Origin of the sequence: Nonomuraea sp. NPDC052265 (genome assembly GCF_044547985.1) — a bacterium.
Classification (GTDB): domain Bacteria; phylum Actinomycetota; class Actinomycetes; order Streptosporangiales; family Streptosporangiaceae; genus Nonomuraea.
In genome coordinates this window covers 368866-388977 of sequence record NZ_JBIUBJ010000001.1, presented here as the reverse complement: position 1 = coordinate 388977, position 20112 = coordinate 368866, and the positions used below count along the sequence as shown (strand labels likewise).

At 65.4% G+C, this 20112-nt stretch carries 17 protein-coding genes; 12 read left to right on the top strand and 5 right to left on the bottom strand.

Features of this window, described 5'->3' with window-relative positions; genetic code table 11:
- Window positions 1–42 precede the first annotated feature (42 nt).
- Both ACIHAD_RS01885 and ACIHAD_RS01880 read right to left on the bottom strand, forming a co-directional pair.
- Window positions 43–366 carry a hypothetical protein gene (locus tag ACIHAD_RS01885; RefSeq protein ID WP_397352422.1) on the bottom strand — a complete coding sequence of 108 codons (324 nt, stop codon included), beginning with the start codon at window positions 364–366 and terminating at the stop codon, window positions 43–45.
- Window positions 367–510: 144 nt separating this feature from the next.
- Window positions 511–2526 carry a CehA/McbA family metallohydrolase gene (locus ACIHAD_RS01880; RefSeq protein ID WP_397352421.1) on the bottom strand — a complete coding sequence of 672 codons (2016 nt, stop codon included), beginning with the start codon at window positions 2524–2526 and terminating at the stop codon, window positions 511–513.
- 1498 nt (window positions 2527–4024) lie between these two features.
- On the opposite strand from ACIHAD_RS01880, the gene ACIHAD_RS01875 reads away from it, so the two are divergent.
- Together ACIHAD_RS01875 and ACIHAD_RS01870 are read left to right on the top strand one after the other, a co-directional pair.
- Window positions 4025–5143: a hypothetical protein gene (locus ACIHAD_RS01875; protein WP_397352420.1), complete on the top strand. Its 1119-nt coding sequence runs from the start codon at window positions 4025–4027 to the stop codon at window positions 5141–5143.
- Between the two features lie 352 nt (window positions 5144–5495).
- Window positions 5496–6299 (top strand): DUF4231 domain-containing protein, encoded by an 804-nt coding sequence (locus ACIHAD_RS01870; protein WP_397352419.1) that lies wholly within the window; start codon window positions 5496–5498, stop codon window positions 6297–6299.
- A 536-nt stretch (window positions 6300–6835) separates the two neighbouring features.
- Here ACIHAD_RS01870 and ACIHAD_RS01865 read toward each other — a convergent pair.
- Window positions 6836–7645 (bottom strand): GntR family transcriptional regulator, encoded by an 810-nt coding sequence (locus tag ACIHAD_RS01865; protein ID WP_397352418.1) that lies wholly within the window; start codon window positions 7643–7645, stop codon window positions 6836–6838.
- A gap of 78 nt (window positions 7646–7723) precedes the next feature.
- Here ACIHAD_RS01865 and ACIHAD_RS01860 point away from each other — a divergent pair, with 78 nt between their 5' ends.
- From ACIHAD_RS01860 to ACIHAD_RS01850, 3 genes are all read left to right on the top strand, one after another.
- Complete coding sequence (locus tag ACIHAD_RS01860) at window positions 7724–8092, top strand: hypothetical protein (RefSeq protein ID WP_397352417.1); 369 nt, start codon at window positions 7724–7726, stop codon at window positions 8090–8092.
- Window positions 8093–8935: 843 nt separating this feature from the next.
- A complete protein-coding gene (locus tag ACIHAD_RS01855) occupies window positions 8936–9625 on the top strand; it encodes a GntR family transcriptional regulator (RefSeq protein WP_397352416.1) in 690 nt (229 codons plus the stop codon).
- Complete coding sequence (locus ACIHAD_RS01850) at window positions 9625–10533, top strand: phosphotransferase (protein ID WP_397352415.1); 909 nt, start codon at window positions 9625–9627, stop codon at window positions 10531–10533. The genes ACIHAD_RS01855 and ACIHAD_RS01850 overlap by 1 nt, the downstream gene beginning before the upstream one ends.
- 14 nt (window positions 10534–10547) lie before the next feature.
- Here the strand turns inward: ACIHAD_RS01850 and ACIHAD_RS01845 are convergent, their stop codons facing one another.
- Both ACIHAD_RS01845 and ACIHAD_RS01840 read right to left on the bottom strand, forming a co-directional pair.
- Window positions 10548–11813 (bottom strand): IS701 family transposase, encoded by a 1266-nt coding sequence (locus ACIHAD_RS01845; protein WP_397353025.1) that lies wholly within the window; start codon window positions 11811–11813, stop codon window positions 10548–10550.
- Between the two features lie 211 nt (window positions 11814–12024).
- Entirely contained in the window at window positions 12025–13389 is a 1365-nt protein-coding gene (locus ACIHAD_RS01840; RefSeq protein WP_397352414.1) for a hypothetical protein, read from the bottom strand.
- A 330-nt stretch (window positions 13390–13719) separates the two neighbouring features.
- On the opposite strand from ACIHAD_RS01840, the gene ACIHAD_RS01835 reads away from it, so the two are divergent.
- The 7 genes from ACIHAD_RS01835 (at window position 13720) to ACIHAD_RS01805 (ending at window position 20109) form a co-directional block, all read left to right on the top strand.
- The gene (locus tag ACIHAD_RS01835; protein WP_189138686.1) at window positions 13720–13887 is read left to right on the top strand and encodes a hypothetical protein; all 168 of its coding nucleotides are present in this window, start codon (window positions 13720–13722) and stop codon (window positions 13885–13887) included.
- Between the two features lie 61 nt (window positions 13888–13948).
- Window positions 13949–14239 (top strand): WhiB family transcriptional regulator, encoded by a 291-nt coding sequence (locus tag ACIHAD_RS01830; RefSeq protein WP_397352412.1) that lies wholly within the window; start codon window positions 13949–13951, stop codon window positions 14237–14239.
- Window positions 14239–14622, top strand: a complete 384-nt coding sequence (locus ACIHAD_RS01825) for an RRQRL motif-containing zinc-binding protein (RefSeq protein WP_397352411.1) — start codon at window positions 14239–14241, stop codon at window positions 14620–14622. Before ACIHAD_RS01830 ends, ACIHAD_RS01825 begins: the two co-directional genes overlap by 1 nt.
- Entirely contained in the window at window positions 14619–15626 is a 1008-nt protein-coding gene (locus tag ACIHAD_RS01820; protein WP_397352410.1) for a DUF2637 domain-containing protein, read from the top strand. The genes ACIHAD_RS01825 and ACIHAD_RS01820 overlap by 4 nt, the downstream gene beginning before the upstream one ends.
- Before the next feature lie 205 nt (window positions 15627–15831).
- Entirely contained in the window at window positions 15832–18075 is a 2244-nt protein-coding gene (locus tag ACIHAD_RS01815) for a cell division protein FtsK (protein ID WP_397352409.1), read from the top strand.
- 386 nt (window positions 18076–18461) lie between these two features.
- Window positions 18462–18908 (top strand): single-stranded DNA-binding protein, encoded by a 447-nt coding sequence (locus ACIHAD_RS01810; protein WP_397352408.1) that lies wholly within the window; start codon window positions 18462–18464, stop codon window positions 18906–18908.
- A gap of 274 nt (window positions 18909–19182) precedes the next feature.
- Entirely contained in the window at window positions 19183–20109 is a 927-nt protein-coding gene (locus ACIHAD_RS01805) for a bifunctional DNA primase/polymerase (RefSeq protein WP_397352407.1), read from the top strand.
- Window positions 20110–20112: the final 3 nt, after the last annotated feature.

Below are 20112 nucleotides of genomic sequence, written 5' to 3'. Positions count from 1 at the left end.
GCGAGCTCGAACCGGTTGAACCCCTGGATCTCGACGTCGTCCTCACGACGGCCGGCCCGAGACATAGGAGCCGGACCAGGAGCAGCCGCCACGGGAACGGCAGCTCAGCCTTCGAGCGGTGAAGGCCCGACAGGAGGCCTCCCGCGGCCGGCGGGCCGTGAGCTCCCGCCTGGCCTGCCCGGCAAGCTGCTCGAACCGGTGCGTGTCCACGTCCTCGGGACGCAGCGGCAGCCGGTAGCCGCCGGCCACCAGCTCCACCGACTCCGGCCCGCCCAGCGTCCTGCGCAGCCGGGAGACCAGCCCGTTGACGGCCCCGGCGGGTGGCTCCTCGCCCCAGACGCAGTCGATCAGGAACTCCGCCGACACCGGGCGCCCGGCCTCCAACGCGAGCCCTGGTGGTCTCCGGGTGCGTGGCGAGCGCACGGCGCACGACTGGATCGGTGAGCATGTGCGACCGTACGGCGCCCGGACCGTCGTCCCCGGGGCCGGGCGCGCTCCGGCGGGCCGGGGTCAGGGCAGGCGGTTGCGGTAGACCTGCCTGGCTCGCTCGTACAGGGCCAGGTGGTCGTCCAACTGGGCGGGGGTGTCGAAGCGGCCGGACTCGCGCAGGATCGATTCCAGCCGGTCCAGCCAGGCCAGGCACCAGCGCACGTCCGCCTCCCTGGCCACGTGGCCGCCCGCGACGTCAAGGTACACAGGGCTGGTGTGGGCGTAGGCGCCGCGCCGGTGCTGGGAGCGCGGATGCGGCCCGCCGGTTGCCACAGCCACCACGTACGTCGGTTCGTCCGCCGTCATCGTGGCCACCAGCCGCCCAGGAGGCCCCTGCGCGAGGACGCCCGCAGCGGTGCGGATCTCCAGTTCCTCGACTTCCGGCCCGATCGTGGAGACCACGATCTCCAGCTCCTGTCCCGGCGGCAGGTTCAGCGTGTCGCCGGGTCCGTGCCCGTTCACCGTGAGCTCCAGCCACGGCCCGGTGGTGGCGAACGTACGGCCGAGCAGGATCGCCTCGGCGTAGGACTCGGCGGTGAGGGGGCCGGCGACGTTGGCGTAGACACGCTCCCAGCCGGGCGGGGCGGAGGCGGGGCCGCGTCGGCAGAACGACAGCACGGCGTCGGTCCCCGCCGTCGCCGCCAGTCTGTTGCCCGCGCCGATGAGACGGCGGTACACGGCCGCCGTAGCCAAGACGGAGGAGTGGTTGAGCACATCGAGGGAGTCGATCAAGCCCAGTGCGGCGTCGGCCACGATCTCCCTGGCCGCGCAGGACCGCCCGCGATCGAGTACGACGTCCGGCGGGTCGTCGTCGCCGAACGCGGTGTGGAACGGGTGACCGTAGGAAACGATCCCGCCGAGTGCCTTCAGCTCCTCGCACGCCGCCATGTTGGGCGGCCAGTCCGCCGTGCCGCCGAACCCCGTGTGGTAGCGGCTCGGCAGCCCGTGCAGACCGAACGCCGTGCAGTGGCCGAGCACGTCGTTGCGGTACTCGACGCCGATCCTGGCCACGTGCCGGTCGTCGGACCACGGCAGGTCCTTGCCCACCCAATGCTCCAGCGCCTCCACATCGTAGACGCGTTCGCTCGCCACGTTGCCCGCCACCAAGTTGAGCACGTGGAGGTCCTCGCCGTGCTGTGCGGCGGCGGCCAGCTCGGGCGCGGCGGGCTCCTCGCCCATCCAGTTGAGGTGCACGTGCAGGTCGCCGCCGTACCAGCCGCGGGCGGCCGCGTCGTACAGCCGTTCGGGCGCCAGCTCCACCAGCGTCTCCGCGCCGGCCCGCGGAGTCATGGTCACTTCGGAGGTGTCGTACTCCATCCCTCTGGCCACGGTCACGGTGACGGGCTCGGCGGGTACGGGGACCACGAGGTCGTCGCCGTGGAAGAACGGTCGGCGGTGCGCGTCCAGCTTGGGCGGCGCGCCATCGGGGTACCAGCCTTGGCCGTTCGCGCTCGTCACGCTCCACCGGCACGGGAACCCCGCGCGCAACCGCACGCCGGCCGCCGGCACCCGCCTGCTCAGCGGCGCCAGATCGACCGGCTGCCCGTCGACGACGACGGACTCGGCGACCTCGACCACCTTGGCACCGCACGCCTCCACCGTGTACTGGGTGCCGTCCACAACCACGGTGACCGGTTCGTCCCTACTGGAGTCGAGCAGCAACGCCGTACGAAACGGTTCGCCCTCCAGCACGATTCGCGTGATGGCCTCCACCGCGCAGCCGCGGGGGGTCAGGCGCAACACGGGCAGGTTGTCCACGATGTCGCCGGCGAGCGCGTCACGTACCACCCGGTCGGGATCCACCTCGCCGAGGTAGTCCTCCAGCTCGGCGGCGGGCACGTCGGGGTAGCGTTCGGCCAGTTGGCGCAGTCCGGTGTTCCAGAAGTCGTAGCGGCGGTCGAGGAAGACGGTCGCCCATGCCTGGACGACGTAGGACAGAGACGGTTCGCCCCAGCAGGGGCCGTGCGCGTCACGGAGCGCGCGGTAATCGGCCAGGGCGGCGGATACAGGGCCAGGAAGCAACGCATCGTTACACATCGGACACTCCTCGGAGGGGACCCACCGTCATACTGACATGGACCGTCCGCTGTGTCCCGCTTCGCGGGGAAGGGAGAAGGTCGTGGTGCTGCTACCCCCCCGAAGAGGCACAGCGTGGCTCTGACGGTGCAGTACTTCTCCCGGGAATGTTCGATTGCCCGGGCTGTGTGGCGGCCACCCGGCACGCGACAACATTGATCGCAGGCTGCCGACCAATGATCAGCATGCAGGCGATCGAGAGATCCGCCTCCCCGGGCCGATCTCGCAATTGCATCCGAGCAGGTGCCGGCGACCTGCCGCCCGCCACCGTCTATGGCATTGACGGAAGGTGATCATGGTCCAACGGTCGGCCCACAACATGCGAGCTACAACGAGAACGGGCGGGACTCCGTGAGACTGGAGGCCCGCCCGTTCCTGTGATGTTTGCGCTGGTCAGCGACCTGAGCCGCTGATCAAGGTTGTGTGCCCCCTGTAGGATTCGAACCTACGCACCCGGCTCCGGAGAGGGTTGCAGATTGCAGTGCAGGCACACCCCTGACCAGGCGCGATGCGTAGTTATCACTCGCTAATGACGTGGGCGGCCCACATGTGGCCCACGGCCCCATGGAGGAGCTATCTCATGTGACCTGGGTCACATGTTTTGCAATCTCCCGCCTGTTCCGTCACTCGTCACTAAGTTGGGTTGCAACAGCACGAAAGGACAACTCGAACATGTCTCCCTCGGCCATCCCTCCTGAGCATGCGGAGGCACTCCTGAAGGAAGCAGGCCTGATGCCATTGCAGGCATATCCAGGCAGTCGCACTCCCTGGCCCTCACTCTGTATGCACTGTGGGCGACGAACATCTCCCACGTTGATAAGCGTTCGCCGGGGATCAAGATGCAAGTTCTGCGCCAAGGTTGCCGTTGACCGAGCGGAGCTTGCCGAGGTTATGCGTGCAGCGGGCTTCATCCCGCTAGTCCCCTATCCCGGCAGCCGGGCTCCATGGCTCAGTACATGCAACCGTTGCAGGCGCCAGGTTTCTCCTACCTTGGGCAGTGTCCGTGCCGGACATGGATGCAGATTCTGCAAGGGTCGACGCGTGGACCCCTTGGAGGCGGTAGCGGTAATGCGAGCAGCGGGCCTGGAGCCTCTAGACGACTACCCCGGCAGTATGTCTCCGTGGCGCTCCCGCTGCACTCAATGCGAGGCCGTGGTCTCACCTCGTTACGGAAACGTCCGCGCTCGCGGCGGCGGCTGCCGATTCTGTGCCGGCAAAGCGTTTTAGTGGTCCATTCATTGAAGATCGATTTTGTGAACATAAAGGCGGGGTAGACTGCGCCCCTCGCATAGTTCGCCTGTGATGCCACTTGCGATCTCGCGCTTTGGCTCCATCTCGTCTATAAACAGCCTTCTCTATGCTTATGATGAGCGCGTATCCACGATCGCTGGCTGTTTATATGCACCAATCACTGCTAACCAGTATGAGTGCCGTCACTTGCGGATGAGGGGAAGGCGTCGTGGCACAGATCGATCCGATAGCTAGGGCTCAAGCGATGAGGGATCGAGGAACCGACCCGCAGGTGCCGTATCCAGGAGCCGATAAGCCCTGGCCCGGAATATGCCAGACGTGCAAGCAGAAGACTAGATCCTCGTACACCAGCGTAGTCACCAGGAAGCAGGGTGCATGCTTCCACTGTGGGCAGCGAAAGAGTTCCGCCAAGGCTGCGGAGAAGAGAAGGGTGAAACCTGAGACAGCCGTGGCTAGGATCCGGAAAGCTGGTGTCGAGCCGTTGGAAGACTTTCCTGGCACGCAGGTAACCTGGCGGTGTCGCTGTAACACCTGCCATAGGGAGATCGACGTCTACTACTCCAGCGTGGTCTACTCAAACAACGGTGCGTGCTACTACTGCTCTGGCACAATGCGTATTTCTGACGAGGAAGCATACGCCGAAATGCTGTCTCTCGGATTGGAGCCGCTTGTCCCTTACCCGGGTTCCAACGCTGCCTGGCGTAGTCGCTGCCAAAGATGCAAGAGGATCGTCGATCCAACGCTGTGTAATGCGAGGAAGACGGTACACAAGTGCCGATTCTGTGCGAAGGTTGCCACCGACCCCGAGACCGCTTTCGAGGTCATGGAGAACGCAGGACTGAGGCCGCTCGTTCCGTTCCCTCTAAGCGTTAAGCTTCCATGGCCGGCACAGCACGTCGCCTGCGGTAAGCGCGTGGCTCCCACCTTGGACAAAGTGACCCAACAAAAACGCGCTCCCTGCCGCCACTGTGCTAAGTATGGGTTCCAACCAAACCGTCCAGGCTATCTGTACCTGCTCGTGAATCGCGCCCTTGGTGCGGGAAAGATCGGCATCTGCAATGAGGGCAGCAGCCGGATAGGCGACCACGAGCGAAATGGGTGGAGCCTAATTGCGAAACGACTGTTACCGGGGCACCTTGCCCTTGAGGCGGAGAGCCGAGTGCTGGATCACTGGGCTTTGCTGAACTTGCCTCTTGGCGCAGGGAGGTCTGATATGCCTCAGGGCGGCTGGACTGAAACCGTAGCCTTAATAGACCGCAACTTAGACTGCTTGCACGCGGATTACTCCGAGGCGCTGGAAGTAGTGGCTGGTGTCAGGAGCGTCTAGACGCAGTTAGTGTTGGAATCCGCCCTGTTCTTACCCCCGGCTTCGTGCCTCGTCCGCGTTCGCGAGAATCGGAGGAACCGAGTGGCCATTTGGTTCGAGGCGCGCCCCATCCTGCCGCTGCAGATCAGTGCGAACCGGTTGATCGGAACCACGGTGTCGCGGTGCAGTCTCCACTTGTGACACTCCCGAGCAATACGTGCGAGCCTGCTGGCGAGCCAAACAGTGCAGGGGTGATCTGGCTCCAGTTCACCCCCCGACTATCACGCACGTGGTTGGCTATTGCCAGGCCCTTGAGGACTTAAAAACCTTGATGCATGATTGAATCGACACCACAGCCGCGGAGTGAAGAGAGATGAGCAGCGACGATAAGCCACTAAGTGAGATGCTGATTGACTGTGAGGCAGAGATCGCTGCCGTCAAGCGGAAACTCGTACTTGCCGTAGCTGGCATCTTTGTTTTCTTGGCTTTAGCAACGTTGATGTGGATTCTTGCAGGGATAACCTCTCCCGAGCCTGCCGGTTCTACGCCTGGCGGAGTTGCTTTCCTGCTAAGTCTTGCGACTATCGCCCTCTCCGTATTCTGGTGGAATCGACGAGAAGCTGTAAAGGCGCTAGAAGTAAGGCGTGCTAAACTCAACGACCAGAAGCGTCGAACTCGTGTCGACCCTGCAACTGACGACACTGGTGTACTGGAACCTCAGGCTGCGTATCGGGAACGTATTCCTGACCTTATCTCCGAATACAGGAATCGGGCATCATACTACCGGAGAATTCATAGCTGGCTGCAATCTGTTGTCATAGTCGGATCCATTGCAGCGTCTAGCATAACTAGCCTAGCTATTGCAATACAAGCCGTTCAATGGATAGCTGCAATTGTAACTTTCGGCGTTGGTGTAGCTGCTGGATTCATTGGTTACTTCAAATATAGAGAGAGGAGTATGTATTTGCGGCAGACAGCAGATGCTATTGAGCAGGAGTGGCAGGCGGCTGAGTTGCAGATTCGGCACTACCGAAGTCTTTCACCACGTGAATTGCTGTCCACCCTCGCCGAGACGATTGAGCTACTGCGCGAGGAGCAAAGGAAGCGCGAACAGCAACTTGAACAACCATCGGATGAGTCTCGTCCATCAGCGCCGCAAGACTCGGTGGGCAGCTAAGTATCTAGCGGGGCGATTTGAGCGCTCGCTTACGAGTTGAAGATCAATTCCACGTAGTCGCGACGTAGCACGCGGCGATGCTTTCGGGGGCCAGATAGGATCTCGATGACCGGCACGCCCTCAGGCATGCCACCGAAGTCCCGTAGTTCCCCAGGCGAGGTCGCCGGCCGCGCGAGCGAAGACACGCGGCTGATCCGCGTCGGCGGGAATGCCCTCTTCGTTCAAGCTGCTAAACGGGTCGTCGTGCGCATTGCGCAGAGCCTGGATGTTCTTGACGACGCTCGCAAAGAGGTGGCTGTGTCCGCCTGGCTTTATGGGGCGGGACTGCCAGCGGCGCAAACGACCGATCGCCCTCAACCTCTCGTAACCAGGGACAGGCCCGTCACGCTGTGGCGCTTCATGGACAACGATGACGGCCCCCGCGACTTTAACCGATTTAGCCTAGCTGAAACGTCTCCTCAACAGAGGCGTTTCCCGGCAGCCCACCCATGCACCTGGTCCGCCCGATTCTCGGGGAGTCGGGGCGAGAAACAGGGTCAGGCGTTCTCCTCGGCCGATGGCTTGTCGGGGCCGGAGGCGCGTCCCATTTTGCCGCTGTAGACCAGCGTGAACCGATCGGCTGGTACCACGATTTCGGCGGTCTCCACCGGCGTCTCGCCTGAGTAGTACATACGCTGGATCGTCACCATGATTGAGCCCGGCGCGTGCCGTAGTCGCTCGCATTCCTCAGCCGTGCCAGGTCGCGCCCCGACTTCTTCCACCCAATCGTCGATAGGCATGCCAATGCTCAGCATGCGCTCGGCTACTCCGCGGCCGGCCAGCATGCCATCCTCCGGCAGCACGATCGGCGTTCCGCGCGTGATCGCCAGCGGTTCCCAACTGGTCGAGAGCATGACCGGCTCGCCATCCGCCGAGAAGACATAGTCAGTCCGAACGACGTCTTCCACATCGCCCGTAGCCTCATCGAGGCTCAAGCGGTCGCGGATCTCGGGCGGAGCCTGGACGGTCTGCGACTGGTAGGTCCAACCGGCCTCGCGGCCCTGCCGTTCCATGTCCTGCATGAACGGTGAGCCGTACGGCGTCGCCCGGTACCACGCGCGGATCAGGCGCTGCGGCTCCCGCGGCAGCCGAACGAACGTGCCAGCCCCGGACCGCGCGACGGCGAGGCCTTCGGACACAAGCACCTTCAGTGCCTCCGAGGCGGTGGAGCGCGAGATGCCGAGGTCGTTCGCGAGCCCTGGGACGGAGGGCAGGCGATCTCCTTCCCGCAACTCTCCTGACCTGATGCGTTCGCGCAGTTGGTCGGCGACCCGCAGGTACAAGTGGCGCTCGTCTTCTCGATTCACGCGGGTAGCTTGACAGCCTTACCGGTAAGCTTCAAGCTTATCGGGATGCAGCGCACCCTACCTGGGAAGGTTCTGCTCGTGATGTATCAGCAGCACCTACCGCCCATTCCGGACAGCATCGACATCGTCGGCGTTTGGGCACGCGGCATCGCTCAGGCCGAACGCCCAGATCTCGCAAGCGACGCCGAGCGCGTCGCCCGTGCCCTGATGGCTGCGGCCATCCGGCGCACCAAGCGAGGCCAACTCATCCAAACGCGAATCGACGTGGGCCCCGACAGCCTGTGCATCGAGGTCCACGATCCAGGCGGCTACGACAACATCGGCGGCTTCGAGACGGCCGAACTATCCAGCGCCACCACATCCTTCGGCGCGTCCGGCGACCACAACGGGCATCGGGCATGGGCCATCCTGCGCTGGTTTGGGGAGGCGCAGCATGACCTCGGATGATGAGCACAGTCGTGCTTGGAACGGAGCCGAGCTCGCGGTCGCGAGAGGTCGTCGATCGGCGGGCGGGGGCGGACTGACTTCCCTGTCCAGCGCAACACCAGACGATCAACCACCGGTGCCTCCCGCACCTAGGACCCTGCCCGATGACCTGCGAGGTGCGTTCAAGCGGTTCTACGTCTGGCGCGACGCTCACGGCAGATGGCGGGCGAGGCCGCTGCCCATGCTGACCCCCGATGAGGTCGCTTTCGGCATCAGGCAAGAGGTGGTGGCCGATACGCCGCTCGAGCTTGCTTTCGCTTGCACCTGGCAGCGGAGCCGCCGCACCGTCCATCGCTACCTGCGGGAGTACGCCCCCTGAGAGGACGTGTCGTGGTTCAGCTTCCTGATGGAACGGTCCCGCGATGGGAGCGATACGCGCGTCCCGCAAGAGATCGCATTCGGATCACCGAGACTTCATGCTGCGGCGCCTACGAATGGGCCTGCCAGGGAGGGCAGTTCCTCATCCTTCGAGCCGGACGCTCTGGGGGCTACGAAGAGACCGGGAGAGGGATTTATAGGCAGGCGCGCCCGATCTGGATCCTTCTCATTACCGCTCACGAGGCCGAGCACCGGAGTGATGCCATGGTCTCCCTAGCCGCCAAGTCCCGGAGTCGCCGCCCAAGGGCACGCCCCAGGCCTGTTGCCTGAGCGAGCCCCTCTGGCCTGCCCTCAACCTGGAACCACACGGCGTCTCTCTGCGCTTCAGCGGGAAGGACAACAACAAAGGCGTTGGGCTGCGATGCTTCGCACATCCAGACCCGTCCGCTCTACCCTAGAGGCAGTGTGGCTCGGCGAGGGAGCGCGATGAGCAAGGCGAAGGTTGGCCCCACCTACCTACGGATAGCTGAGGACCTTCGCCGCCGCATTCGCGAAGGAGATCCGCCCGCCGGCGCAATGCTGCCCTCCGAGGCAGACCTCGCTCGCGGGTACGGCGTGGCGAGAGGGACTGTCCGCCAGGCTGTCGCCGAGCTGGAGCGTACGGGATTGGTGGCCAGCGAGGCAGGCCGCGGACGCAGAGTGTTGGGAGACGAGCCGTCAGGCGCCGGCCGTGCTGCCGCGACCCAGTACGAAACGATCGCTGAGGCTCTACGCAAGCGCATCGAGAGTGGCGAGCTCGCACCCGGCCAGCAACTACCGGGCGAAGCGGCGGCCGCGGATGAGTACGGCGTCTCGAAGGGGACTGTCCGGCAGGCGTTCCAACTGCTTGCCTCTGAACAGCTGATCGCCGCCGTCCATGGCAAAGGGTGGTTCGTCGGTGGCCCCGACCATGCACGGACGCGCGCTGACGATGTTGCCGCTGCCCTGCGGCAGGACATAGCCGGAGGGAGGTTCGCCGTTGGTGCTGTGCTTCCTGGAGAGATTGCACTGGCCCAAGAGCGAGGCGTTGGTCGCATCACTATTAGACGGGCGTTCGCGCTGCTAGAAGCAGAAGGGATAGTCGAGAAGCGGGCCGGAAGAGGCCGCGTGGTCAAGACGCAACCAAGGGACTCCTAGTGACCGTGTACCAGTCAGCCGCCGTCCCGTTCTCCTCTCAGGAAGCACAGGCGACCCTTCAGGAGGCATGCAAGGTTGCCGGCCTCGCGAGCGAAGACGCGCGGCTGATCCGTCTCGGCGAGAATGCCCTCTTCGTTTTGGCGGCCGAACGGGTTGTCGTCCGCATCGCGCGGAGCTTGGACGTGCTTGACGACGCTCGCAAAGAGGTAGCCGTGTCCGCCTGGCTTCATGACGCGGGAGTGCCGGCGGCGCGAACGACCCGTCACCCCCAACCTCTTGTTGTCAGAGACAGACCCGTCACGCTGTGGCACTTCATCGACAACGGTGGCGGTCCCGCGACGTTGATCGACCTGGCGGAGGCCTTGCGGACTCTCCACCAGATGCCGGTCCCTGAAGATCTGGCACTGCCAGAGATGGACATCCTTGGACGCGTCTCGGAACGCATCTCCTCGACCAATGTCCTCTCGGACGAGGAACGTCAGTTCCTGCTAAGGAAATATCGCCAGCTTCAGACAGACTATGAGGCCCTGGATTTTCCTCTCGCCGCCTGTGCCGTACATGGTGACGCTCACTCTGACAATCTCATCAAGACCGCCGATGGCACCATCGTACTGATCGACTTCGAGCGTTTCGCCTTTGGCCCTCCTGAGACCGATCTCGCTGTCACGGCCATTGAACACTCCCTGGGCTGGGGTACCCGTGCCGAGTATGACCAGTTCGCGGAGTGCTACGGCTTCGATGTCCTGGCTTGGGAAGGCTATCCCGTGCTCAGGGACATCAATGAGTTGAAGATGACGACATGGCTGATGCAGAACGTCAGTGAAGATGAGGCCATCGCTCACGAGTTCCGCAATCGCATGTTCTGCCTGCAGAATCCGGACGCGCCTCGTCAGTGGCGGGCGTTCTAGTACTCCAGCCGCACTTATCGATCTTTGAGGCGTTGACGCTGGTAGTGGCTTCGACGGGCGCGGGCCTGATGGCGCCGCCGCCAGTATGACCAGCTCAGGATGTGCTCTTCGTTGGTGGGCGGCCGGGTCAGCAGAGCGAAGAGGCGACGGATCTCGTTCGCGGAGATCATGATGGGCTGGTCGGTAGCGGCCGACGGGGTGGGCTCCCGGGCCAGGGCGGCGCGGGTGACGGCGAGGAAGGCCAGGGCGAGCATGGCCAGCGTGATGTAGCGGTACCAGGCCGGATATAGCCGGACCTGGTAGTGGTCGATGGCGGCCTCGTTCTTGCCGGTCTGGAAGCATTCCTCGATCGTCCAACGGGCTCCGGCTACCTCGACCAGACGTTGTAACGGCACGGGCCGCGGTGTGTGACACAGATAGAACGCCAGGTCAGAGGGGTTGCTGAGCGAGCGTCGAATCAGCAGGCGATGGGTGGGGCTGTCCGTGGCGATCAGCGCCCAGTCGTAACGCCGTTCGCCTTTGGCGCCCGCTCCGCAGGACAGGCGCTGCCATCCGCTCCTGGGCACCCTGCCGGCCATGACGTCGGCGCGGGCCTTGCCGACGCCGGTGGTGATCTGGTGGGAACGGGAGACCGCGAGCACGTAGCCGATCTGGTTGGTTTCCAGGTCGCGGCGCAGTGGCCCATTGTCGCCGTAGGCCTCATCGGCTGTGACCCAGCCGAACGGCACGCCCGCCGCGAGCGCTCGTTCGATCATGGCCTGCAGGAGTTGGGGTTTGGTGGCGAAGGCAACGTGTTCGGGAATCTGTGCGGCTGCGCAGCGCTCCGGCCGGGCGATCCAGGAGTCTTTGGGCAGATAGAGCTCCCGGTCCAGCAGGGCCCGGCCGCGGCCGGAGGCGTAAGCGAGGAACACCCCGATCTGGCAGTTGGTGACCTTCCCGAGCGTGCCGGTGTACTGCCGTTGCACTCCGGCTGAGCAGTCGCCCTGCTTGGCGAAGCCGGTGTCGTCGCCGACCAGGACCCCGTCGTGCTCGCCCAGGTGCTCCATCAGGTAGTCGCGGATGTCGTCACGCACGCCGTCGACGTCCCATTTGGCGGCGTTGAACAGCCGCTGCATCCCATCCGGGGTGGTCTCACCGGCGTACTCGGCCAGCGACCAGCCGTTCTTGCGCTCCAGCCCGGACAGCATCCCCTCGATGCAGGCGCGGGCCCGTCGCCGGACTTCAGGGCGTTGGAAGCGTCCGGCCACCAGCGCGAACCCGGTATCCAGGTCCGCCTGCAGACGAGCGGCGCTGACATGTTCTACTCTGGCCAACGCGGCCACCGCCTGATCTTCAGTTCCATCACACCTGAATGATCACAGCGGTGGCCGCTCGCCTTTCACGCGGCTACACGCACAGGCACGCACAGTCAGGCATAGACACGCATGCTCAAGCAATCATCAACATGAACCAGCTTGCGGCTCATGCCTCTCATCAAGTGCGGCTGGAGTACTAGCCGCCGAGAGAAGGGTATTTCTCGGCGATGATTTTGTTGAATATCCTGACTGAATCTTCGCAGCTGAAACCCGCGAGGTCGGCTTTCAGGTCTCGAAGGTACCGAAGATAACGAGCGGACTTGAGAGGGCCGGCAAGGTTGACGGCTTCTAGCGCGACCGAGGCGGCCTCTGCGGGGTGGCCCATGTGGACGTAACTGGCCGCCTGGACGAGACGGTCGAAGGCGAGTGTCCGCACGTACATCGGGTCGCAGAGACCGACGGCCTGGCCGACGAACTCCATGGACTGCGAGGGGATCCTGAGGTCGCGATAGCAGTGCGCGCCCTCGCTCGCCAGCTCCGCGGCGTCGAAGTAGCGCGACCATGGCGGGTCATCGTCCACATTGCGCCTACCGAAATACGTCTCGGCCTGGAGCAAAGCGCGAGCGCACTGGACCTCGTCGCCGTTTCCCGCGTGGGCCCGTGCTTCCATGGCGTAGAACAGGGCCATGGGCGTGGCGGTGGAGACGTCTTTGCACCCTTCCTGAGCTGCCCGCGCAAGCTGGATCGCCTGGTTGTAACGGCCAAGGTAGTTCGCCTGATGGCTCATATCGGCGAGCAGCAGGCCGCCCATCATGCGGTCACCCGATGCCTGCGCGAGGCGTAGCCCCTGAAGGAAATACCGCTGAGCGAGCCCATGCCTGCCCAGGTCGTAGGCCGTCCAGGCGACCAGTTCGGTGATTTCCGCAGCCGCCGCGTACAACGATCGTCCGACCGACTCGGTGAATTTGCCGTCCAGCATCGGGACGACTTCGCGGTTGTAATACTGGATGAGCGCAGAACGCGCGTGACCGCCGCCGAATTGGAAACCCATGTTGGCGAAGATCTCAGTTGTCGCCCGAATTGCGTGGACGTCCCACGCGCCCACAGATGGCTGAGCACTCTCCCTGGTGTGATGCGGATCAGGCCGTGAGAGCAGCCACGCGATCAAAGCCTCGTTCCAGGCGTCCGGCACGATCACAGACTCCAGGGCTACGGGATCATCGGCGAGGTCACGCCGGGTAAGGCCCAGCAAGAGGCTTCCGACATCGGAGATCCCGCCACCGTGGGCAAGGCTGGCTTCCAGCGTCTCTGGAGTGACGACGCTGCCCAGGCCTATGTCGTCCAACGAGAACGTCACGCCGGCCTTCTGAGAGAGGGCCTCGGCGATGAACCGTGCCGTCGCCGACCGAGGCTTCACGCCATCAAGCCATCGCTTGACGTCCACATGAGTGCAACTCAGGTTTATGCCGTCTTTCTGGGCGATTTGCCGCACGCGCGAAGCAAGTCCCGAATTTGAGCAATCTGCACGCCGCATGGCCTGCGCGAGCGCAACATTGGGCATTCGAGACACGTTCACCTCCGGATATCCGCGCCTTTGCATCATGGCGCGAACAAGGCATCCGCGGCTCGCGCTCTACAAATTTGGTATGGGCGTTTCTCCTGGTCGAGAGGCGAAAGCACCCCCAAAAGCACCCCCTGTGCATTCAGTCCCGGGGGCGATCACAGTGTTGCCGGAGCCCCCGGCGAGGAACTCTTGAGTCAGCAGGAACGAGCGAGGCGAGACCCGCAGGAACCCAACACGACCGGTGCTGTGGACTTGACTCCCCGTGACTGTACATGTTCTATATCTCTTAGAACCTGCTTGCGGGTTCTCGAACCGAGAGGGCTCAACATGCTTGTCCGTCCGCGAAAGGTCCTCCCGACCGTCCTCATGATCTGCGCCGCCCTCTACGCCCTGAAGGACCCAGAGGGCGCGGCAACCATCGTCAAGGCGGCGGCGCACCTGGTCATGAGCGCGTCCGAGTCGTTCGCGCGGTTCGTCCAGACCGTCAGCAACTAACCGCAGGAAGAGAGACCCACCAGTGGCTCACAACACCAACCGCCCGATCCACCCGGCACGCATGTCGCTCGCTGAGGTCGAAGCGACATGGCGCGTAGACGGCGGAACGCCGCTTCCCGAATGCACCTACGACCCTGAGCTGCACACCGGCCCTCGGCTCACGATCGAGACCACCGAGGAACGCGCCGCCCGCGAGGCCGTCGCCCGCGACATCTGCACCACCTGCCCGGCCCTGCTGTTCTGCGAGCTGTACGCACTGCAGACGCGGCCGACCTCGGGCATCTGGGCAGGCCGGACGCCCGCCGAGATAGCGGAGCAGGCCGCCGAACTGGAAGATCTGGAGGTGGCCTGATGGCAAGCCGCATCCGCGCCCGCTTCTGGGACCCGACCGGCGATCGGTACAGCATCCCCACCTACCCGTGGAAGATGGCTCCGCCGCACCTGCGCACCCTCCGTCAACTCACCGCCGAAGGGCTACGGCCTGGCGGCCAGGGAGTTCAAGCCCAAGTCCTGTGGTGCTCCCGCCGCTACGGCGCGCCCGGCGTCCGCGCCGCCTACCTGTACGACGTCCGGTTCGCTCTGCCCAAGCGCACCGCAACCCCACGCCAGCGCGCCGCCTTGTCGAAGGCGAACGCCGCTCGCCGTACCTGCCCTGAATGCCTGACAGATGCCGGCTACGTGCTGCCGCGCCGCCTCGGCACCTGCCTCGACTGTGCGGAGGAGATGGCCGCATGAACACTTGCCACACCGCGCCCCGCGCCCTCACCGAGGGCGAGCGCACAGCTGTAGCCGTCACAGCCGCCGTTACCGGCGCGCTCGGGCTGATTGGGTTCATCAACAGCTTCGAACGCGTCGCCCACGCCGCCGGCCCGTCGTTCGGCTGGTTCGCCTGGACGGTCCCGCTTGGCATCGACCTCGGCATAGCCGTGTTCTCGGCACTCGACATCGTGCTGGCTCGTCTCGGCATGCGGTTGAGCTGGCTGCGCCTAATTCCATGGGCGCTAACCGGCGCGACGGTCTACCTCAACGTGGCCGCCTATCTCAGCGCCCCCGGTTCTACCGACTGGTTCGCGGTCGTCGCCCATGCGCTGCTTCCGCTGCTATGGGTCATCGCCATCGAGGTCGGTGCCCACGTCATCCGGAAGCGTGCTGACCTGGCCAAGCCTGATCATATGGACGGGATCCGTCGCTCACGCTGGCTGCTCGCCCCGATGGCGACCGTCGCGCTCTGGCGCCGCATGGTGCTCTGGGAGATCTGCAGCTATCCCGAGGCTCTCGGTCGCGAACGCGAACGCGTCCTGGCCAAGACAGAGCTACAGGACCGTTACGGCCGACTCTGGCGCTGGAAGGCCACCCGCCGCGAGCGAGCGCTGTACTACCTCGGCGAACTCACACCGAAGAACATCCCGATGAGAGCGGAAGACGTACGTGTCGATCTGGAGAACGCCCACCCGACCATGCCGCCCGCGCTGCGTACGCGTCCTGCCACCAGCCACACCCACGCCAAGAAGCCTCTACCACCGAAGCCGAACGTGGGCGACCTCGTCCCTCTCGGGCGACGCGTTGCAGCCGATCTCAGGGCACAAGGCGAGCCTCTGACACGTGACCGCCTTCGAGATGCCATTCGCCGCGAAGGTCAAAGCATCTCGACCGACCGGGCTGGGGCGCTCCTGTCGCGCTTGAAGAGCGAGGGCTACGCGAAACAGACGACGCCCGTCCGCGAAGACGAGGCGGCGTGATGGCCCGGAGCATCACCGACACGCACATGACCTCGGACGGACCGCACGCTCCGACCGCCACCGAGATGCCCGCAGACCGACCGGACGAGAAGCGGTTCGACCGCGCATCGTCCCTGACCGCCACATGGGGCGCGGCCTCATCCGCCAAGACAACGACCGCGCCCCAGGACCCCGCGACCAGCAAGTCAAACGAGGTGCACACATCATGACCCACCAGCAGGACAAACCCAACCACGAGGACGACAAGGTCCCGGATCGGACCACCGATCCAGACCTGGAGAACGGCAAGGACGCAGAGATCGTCCACCTGGACGCCGCTCGTTCGGGACGCCAGTCGCGGAATCCCGCCGATCGGTCCGAGCAGGACTGCTCCACGGGCGCGGACGGGCCGGTCCTGGAAGGCGCGGTCGTCCGCGTCGACCAACCCGGTCCGACCGCTGCGGACTGGCGGGCCGCGTTGGAGGCGAAAGCGCGCAGCCGGCAGCCGATCGTCCCACTGTGGCTCCGCTCCCGCACTGAGGCCATCGAGACCATCAAGTGGGTCAGCCTCCACTACCTGCACGTGGTCGGATACCAGGTCTGCCGCGTGCCGCTGTACGGCGGACGACTGAGCGCACGCGCCCCGCGAGGCTTCCTGCGTCTGGTGGGCGGCGTCATCAAGTGGACCTTCGACCTGGAGGGCGAACCGGTACGCCTGGCCGCCGTCCAGAAGGCCGACCCCGAGGCGTACCTCAAGCTCAGCAGGCAGCGTGACTCCCGCGTACGACTCCGCACCCTGATCTCCATCACCGCCCTCGTCACGCTGCTGATCGCAGGCGTCATCGTGGCCGATCAGACGGACCCCGTGCAGTGGATGGCGCTCGCGGTCGCCATCGCCACGCTCGGCATCCTCGGCAAGCCCGCCGACCGCCCGCTGATCAACCGCGCAGTCGTACCGTCCACGGTGGAGAAGCTGACCAGCGACATCGTCGTGCGGTCCCTCACGGTGCTCGGCATCGCCGGCATCAACCAGGCCATCGCCAGGAACCCGAAGGACGCCATCCGGTTCGTCGCCCCTATTACTCGCGACGGTCCCGGCTGGCGGGCCGACATCGATCTGCCGTACGGCGTGACCGTGGCCGACGTGATGGACAAGCGCGACCGCATGGCCTCGGCGCTACGCCGTCCGCTGGGCTGCATCTGGCCCGAGGGCGATTCGACCATCCACGAGGGACGGCTGATTCTGTGGGTGGGGGACAAGGACCTGTCCAAGACCGTCATCAAGTCCCCCTTGTTCAAGACCAGCTCGCACGACGTCTTCAAGGGCATCCCGTTCGGCTGTGACCCGCGAGGCCGCGCCATCGTCGTACCGCTCATCGAGCAGAACATCCTGATCGGTTCCCAGCCCGGCCAGGGCAAGACCGCCTCGGTACGGGTGCTGGCTTCCGGCGCGGCGCTCGACCCGAGCGCGGAACTGTGGATCCACGAGCTGAAGGGCACCGGCGACCTCGACCCGCACGAACAGAACTGCCACCGCTACGTCTCCGGCATCGAGGACGAGGCCATCTGCTACGCCGCCGACTCACTGGCGCTGCTCCGCAAGGAGGTGATGCGCCGCGCCGCCGCCCTCAAGGCCCTGCCTCCGGACCTGTGCCCGGACAAGAAGGTCACCCGGCAGATCGCCGACAAACGCTCGCTCGGGCTACATCCGCTGGTCGCCATCTTCGACGAGTGCCAGAACCTGTTCGCTCACGCTGAGTATGGCGACAAGGCAGGTGATGACGCCGAGTTCATCATCAAGCTCGGCCGCGCCCTCGGCGTGATCCTCGTGCTGGCCACTCAGCGCCCGGACAAGGACAGCCTGCCTACCGGCATCAGCGCGAACGTCACCATCCGCTTCTGCCTGCGGGTCGCCGGCCAACTCGAGAACGACATGATCCTCGGCACGTCCGCTTACAAGAACGGCATCCGCGCCACCGTCTTCCAACCCAGGATGGACGCCGGTATCGGCTACCTGCTCGGCGCAACCCCGATGCCAAAGGTCGTCCGTACCGCCTACCTGGACACTCCCGCCACGCAACGCATCGCCGACCGTGCCCGCGCGCTGCGCGCCAGCACGGGAGCGCTGAGCGGGCACGCCCTCGGCGAGACGCCCGAGCAGCACGCGCCCACCTTCGACTTGCTCGCCGACGTCCTGGCCGTGGTCCCGCCGTCCGAAACCAAGGTGTGGAACGAGGCGATCGTGGATCGCCTCGCCGAGCTGCGGCCGGACGTCTACGGCGCGTGGGCGCGCTTGGAGGGCGGCGCGAAGACAGCTCAGCTCACGACTGCGCTCAAGCCGTACGCCATCAAGACCATGCAGGTGTGGGGCACGCCTGAGGGCGGCGGCAAGGGCGCGAACCGCATCGGCGTCACCCGCGACGACATCGTCACCGCAGTCACTCACCGTGACAGAGGTAGGGCCTCGTAGCTCAGCCGATCGCCTCTAGACCTAGAGGCAACCCCCTCTAGGTCTAGAGGCCCTCCTAGAGCCCAAAACCGCTCCCGACCTGCGATCTAGCGCCTAGACCTTGACCTGCGGAAACCCTGGAATCGGCCCTGGAGGCCCACATGGCCACTGCCCTCACCCTTCTAGCAGTCTGCCTCCCGTCAATCACTCTCAGTTACATCATCGTCTGCCTTGCGTGGCCCTGGGGCCGCTGCATCCGATGCCGCCCCGGTGGCAAAAACTGCACCTGCCGCGCCTGCGACGGCACCGGCATGCGGCCTCGCCTCGGCTGGCAGCTCTACGTCTACCTCCGCCGCCTGTACCGCGACGGCACCCACTAACACAGGCCACGAGGAAGGAAGTCCGCCATGTCCGGCGAGACCACCATCACGATCATCGGCAACCTGACCAACGATCCCGAGCTGCGCTTCACCCAGACCGGTACGGCCGTCGCCACCTTCACGATCGCCTCAAGCCCGCGCGTCTACAACAAGCAGCTTGAGCAGTGGGAGGACGGCGAGGCCCTGTTCATGCGCTGCTCGGCCTGGCGCGACCTCGGCGAGCACATCTGCGAGTCCCTCACGCGAGGCACCCGCGTCATCGCCTCCGGGCAGCTCCGGATGCGCACGTACGAGACCGATGAGGGCGAGCACCGCACCGTCTTCGAGATGACCGTAGACGAGATCGGCCCGTCCCTGCGCTTCGCCACCGCCAAGCCCAGCAGGGCGACCCGCAAGGCCCCTACCAGCCCCAACAGCGGCGCACCCGACGTGTGGGCTACCACCGCCGCTATGGGCGATAAGCCGCCGTTCTAGCCGCGCTCACGCACCACCGGGATACGGCCTCGGCGACCAGCCGCCAAGCACAACCGCCGAGGCCACCCACCCCGATCACGAGGAAAGGCACTGCCCAGCATGACACCGACCAGCACGCGTTCCCACCGCTACACCCGAACGACCGCACCACACCGGCCCCTGGACCGGGATCGGCTCACGCTCGACACGCATGCCGCCACCCCATTGGACGCACTCATGCACGTCCACGCCGAGGGCTACCGTCTGCGGCTCCTTGCGGCCAAGGAGGCGTCCAATGGTGTGGCCTGACCTGGCCCGCGCCGCCCTCCAGGCCGCCGCTCGTGGCTGGTATGTCTTCCCGCTCACCCCACGTGGCAAGAAGCCGTTGCGCGGCTTCACCGCCTGGGAGCGTCACGCCACCACCGACACCGACCGGATCGCCGCCTTCTGGACGCGCCAGCCGTACAACATCGGCATCGCCTGCGGCCCGTCCCGCCTGGTCGTGATCGACCTCGACCAGCCCAAGCCCGGTGAGCACCCGCCCGCTGGCCCCGCCCAGCATCACCCGCAGAACGGAGAGCACGTCTTCCGCCTCCTGTGCGCCGAGCATGCCCAGCCGTATCCCGACGACACCTTCACCATCCGCACCCGGCGCGGCGGCACACACCTCTACTTCACCCCGCCTGAGGGTCTACGGCTGCGCAACAGCGCAGGCCACAAGGGCGGGCTCGGATGGCTGATCGACACCCGCGCCTGCGGCGGCTACGTCGTCGGCCCTGGAAGCCACGTCAGCCAACCGGACGGCACCGGCCTGTACGAAATCATCCGCGACCTACCACCCGCGCCGCTCCCGGCTTGGCTCGCCAAGGCACTCACACCCGCCGCACCGCCCTCGCTGAGCGTCGCCGATCTACTGGCCGGCCTGCCCGATCAGCGGCTGACCAAGTACGGCGAGGCCGCACTACGCGGCGAGGTCGAACGCGTGGCCACTGCCCCACGCGGCACTCGTAACCGCGCGCTCAACACCGCCGCCTTCAACCTCGGCCAGCTCGTCGCACGCCGCGTGCTGTCCGCCGAGGTCGTCATCACCGCCCTCCAGTCCGCAGCCGAGACCGCGAACGCCGAAGGCCATCCGAACCCGCCTCGCGAGATCGCCGCCGTCATCGCCTCTGGCCTGTCCGCAGGCATGAAAGCCCAGCCGCGCCGTAGCCGGGCCGCATGAACA

Bases quoted from the DNA above. Each gene is read 5' to 3' on its own strand.
- ACIHAD_RS01825 (WP_397352411.1), top strand. From the start codon at position 14,239: ATGGCAAGCCGCATCCGCGCCCGCTTCTGGGACCCGACCGGCGATCGG.
- ACIHAD_RS01810 (WP_397352408.1), top strand. From the start codon at position 18,462: ATGTCCGGCGAGACCACCATCACGATCATCGGCAACCTGACCAACGAT.
- ACIHAD_RS01870 (WP_397352419.1), top strand. From the start codon at position 5,496: ATGAGCAGCGACGATAAGCCACTAAGTGAGATGCTGATTGACTGTGAG.
- ACIHAD_RS01805 (WP_397352407.1), top strand. From the start codon at position 19,183: ATGGTGTGGCCTGACCTGGCCCGCGCCGCCCTCCAGGCCGCCGCTCGT.
- ACIHAD_RS01830 (WP_397352412.1), top strand. From the start codon at position 13,949: ATGTCGCTCGCTGAGGTCGAAGCGACATGGCGCGTAGACGGCGGAACG.
- ACIHAD_RS01855 (WP_397352416.1), top strand. From the start codon at position 8,936: ATGAGCAAGGCGAAGGTTGGCCCCACCTACCTACGGATAGCTGAGGAC.
- ACIHAD_RS01840 (WP_397352414.1), bottom strand. From the start codon at position 13,389: ATGCCCAATGTTGCGCTCGCGCAGGCCATGCGGCGTGCAGATTGCTCA.
- ACIHAD_RS01880 (WP_397352421.1), bottom strand. From the start codon at position 2,526: ATGTGTAACGATGCGTTGCTTCCTGGCCCTGTATCCGCCGCCCTGGCC.
- ACIHAD_RS01835 (WP_189138686.1), top strand. From the start codon at position 13,720: ATGCTTGTCCGTCCGCGAAAGGTCCTCCCGACCGTCCTCATGATCTGC.
- ACIHAD_RS01815 (WP_397352409.1), top strand. From the start codon at position 15,832: ATGACCCACCAGCAGGACAAACCCAACCACGAGGACGACAAGGTCCCG.
- ACIHAD_RS01820 (WP_397352410.1), top strand. From the start codon at position 14,619: ATGAACACTTGCCACACCGCGCCCCGCGCCCTCACCGAGGGCGAGCGC.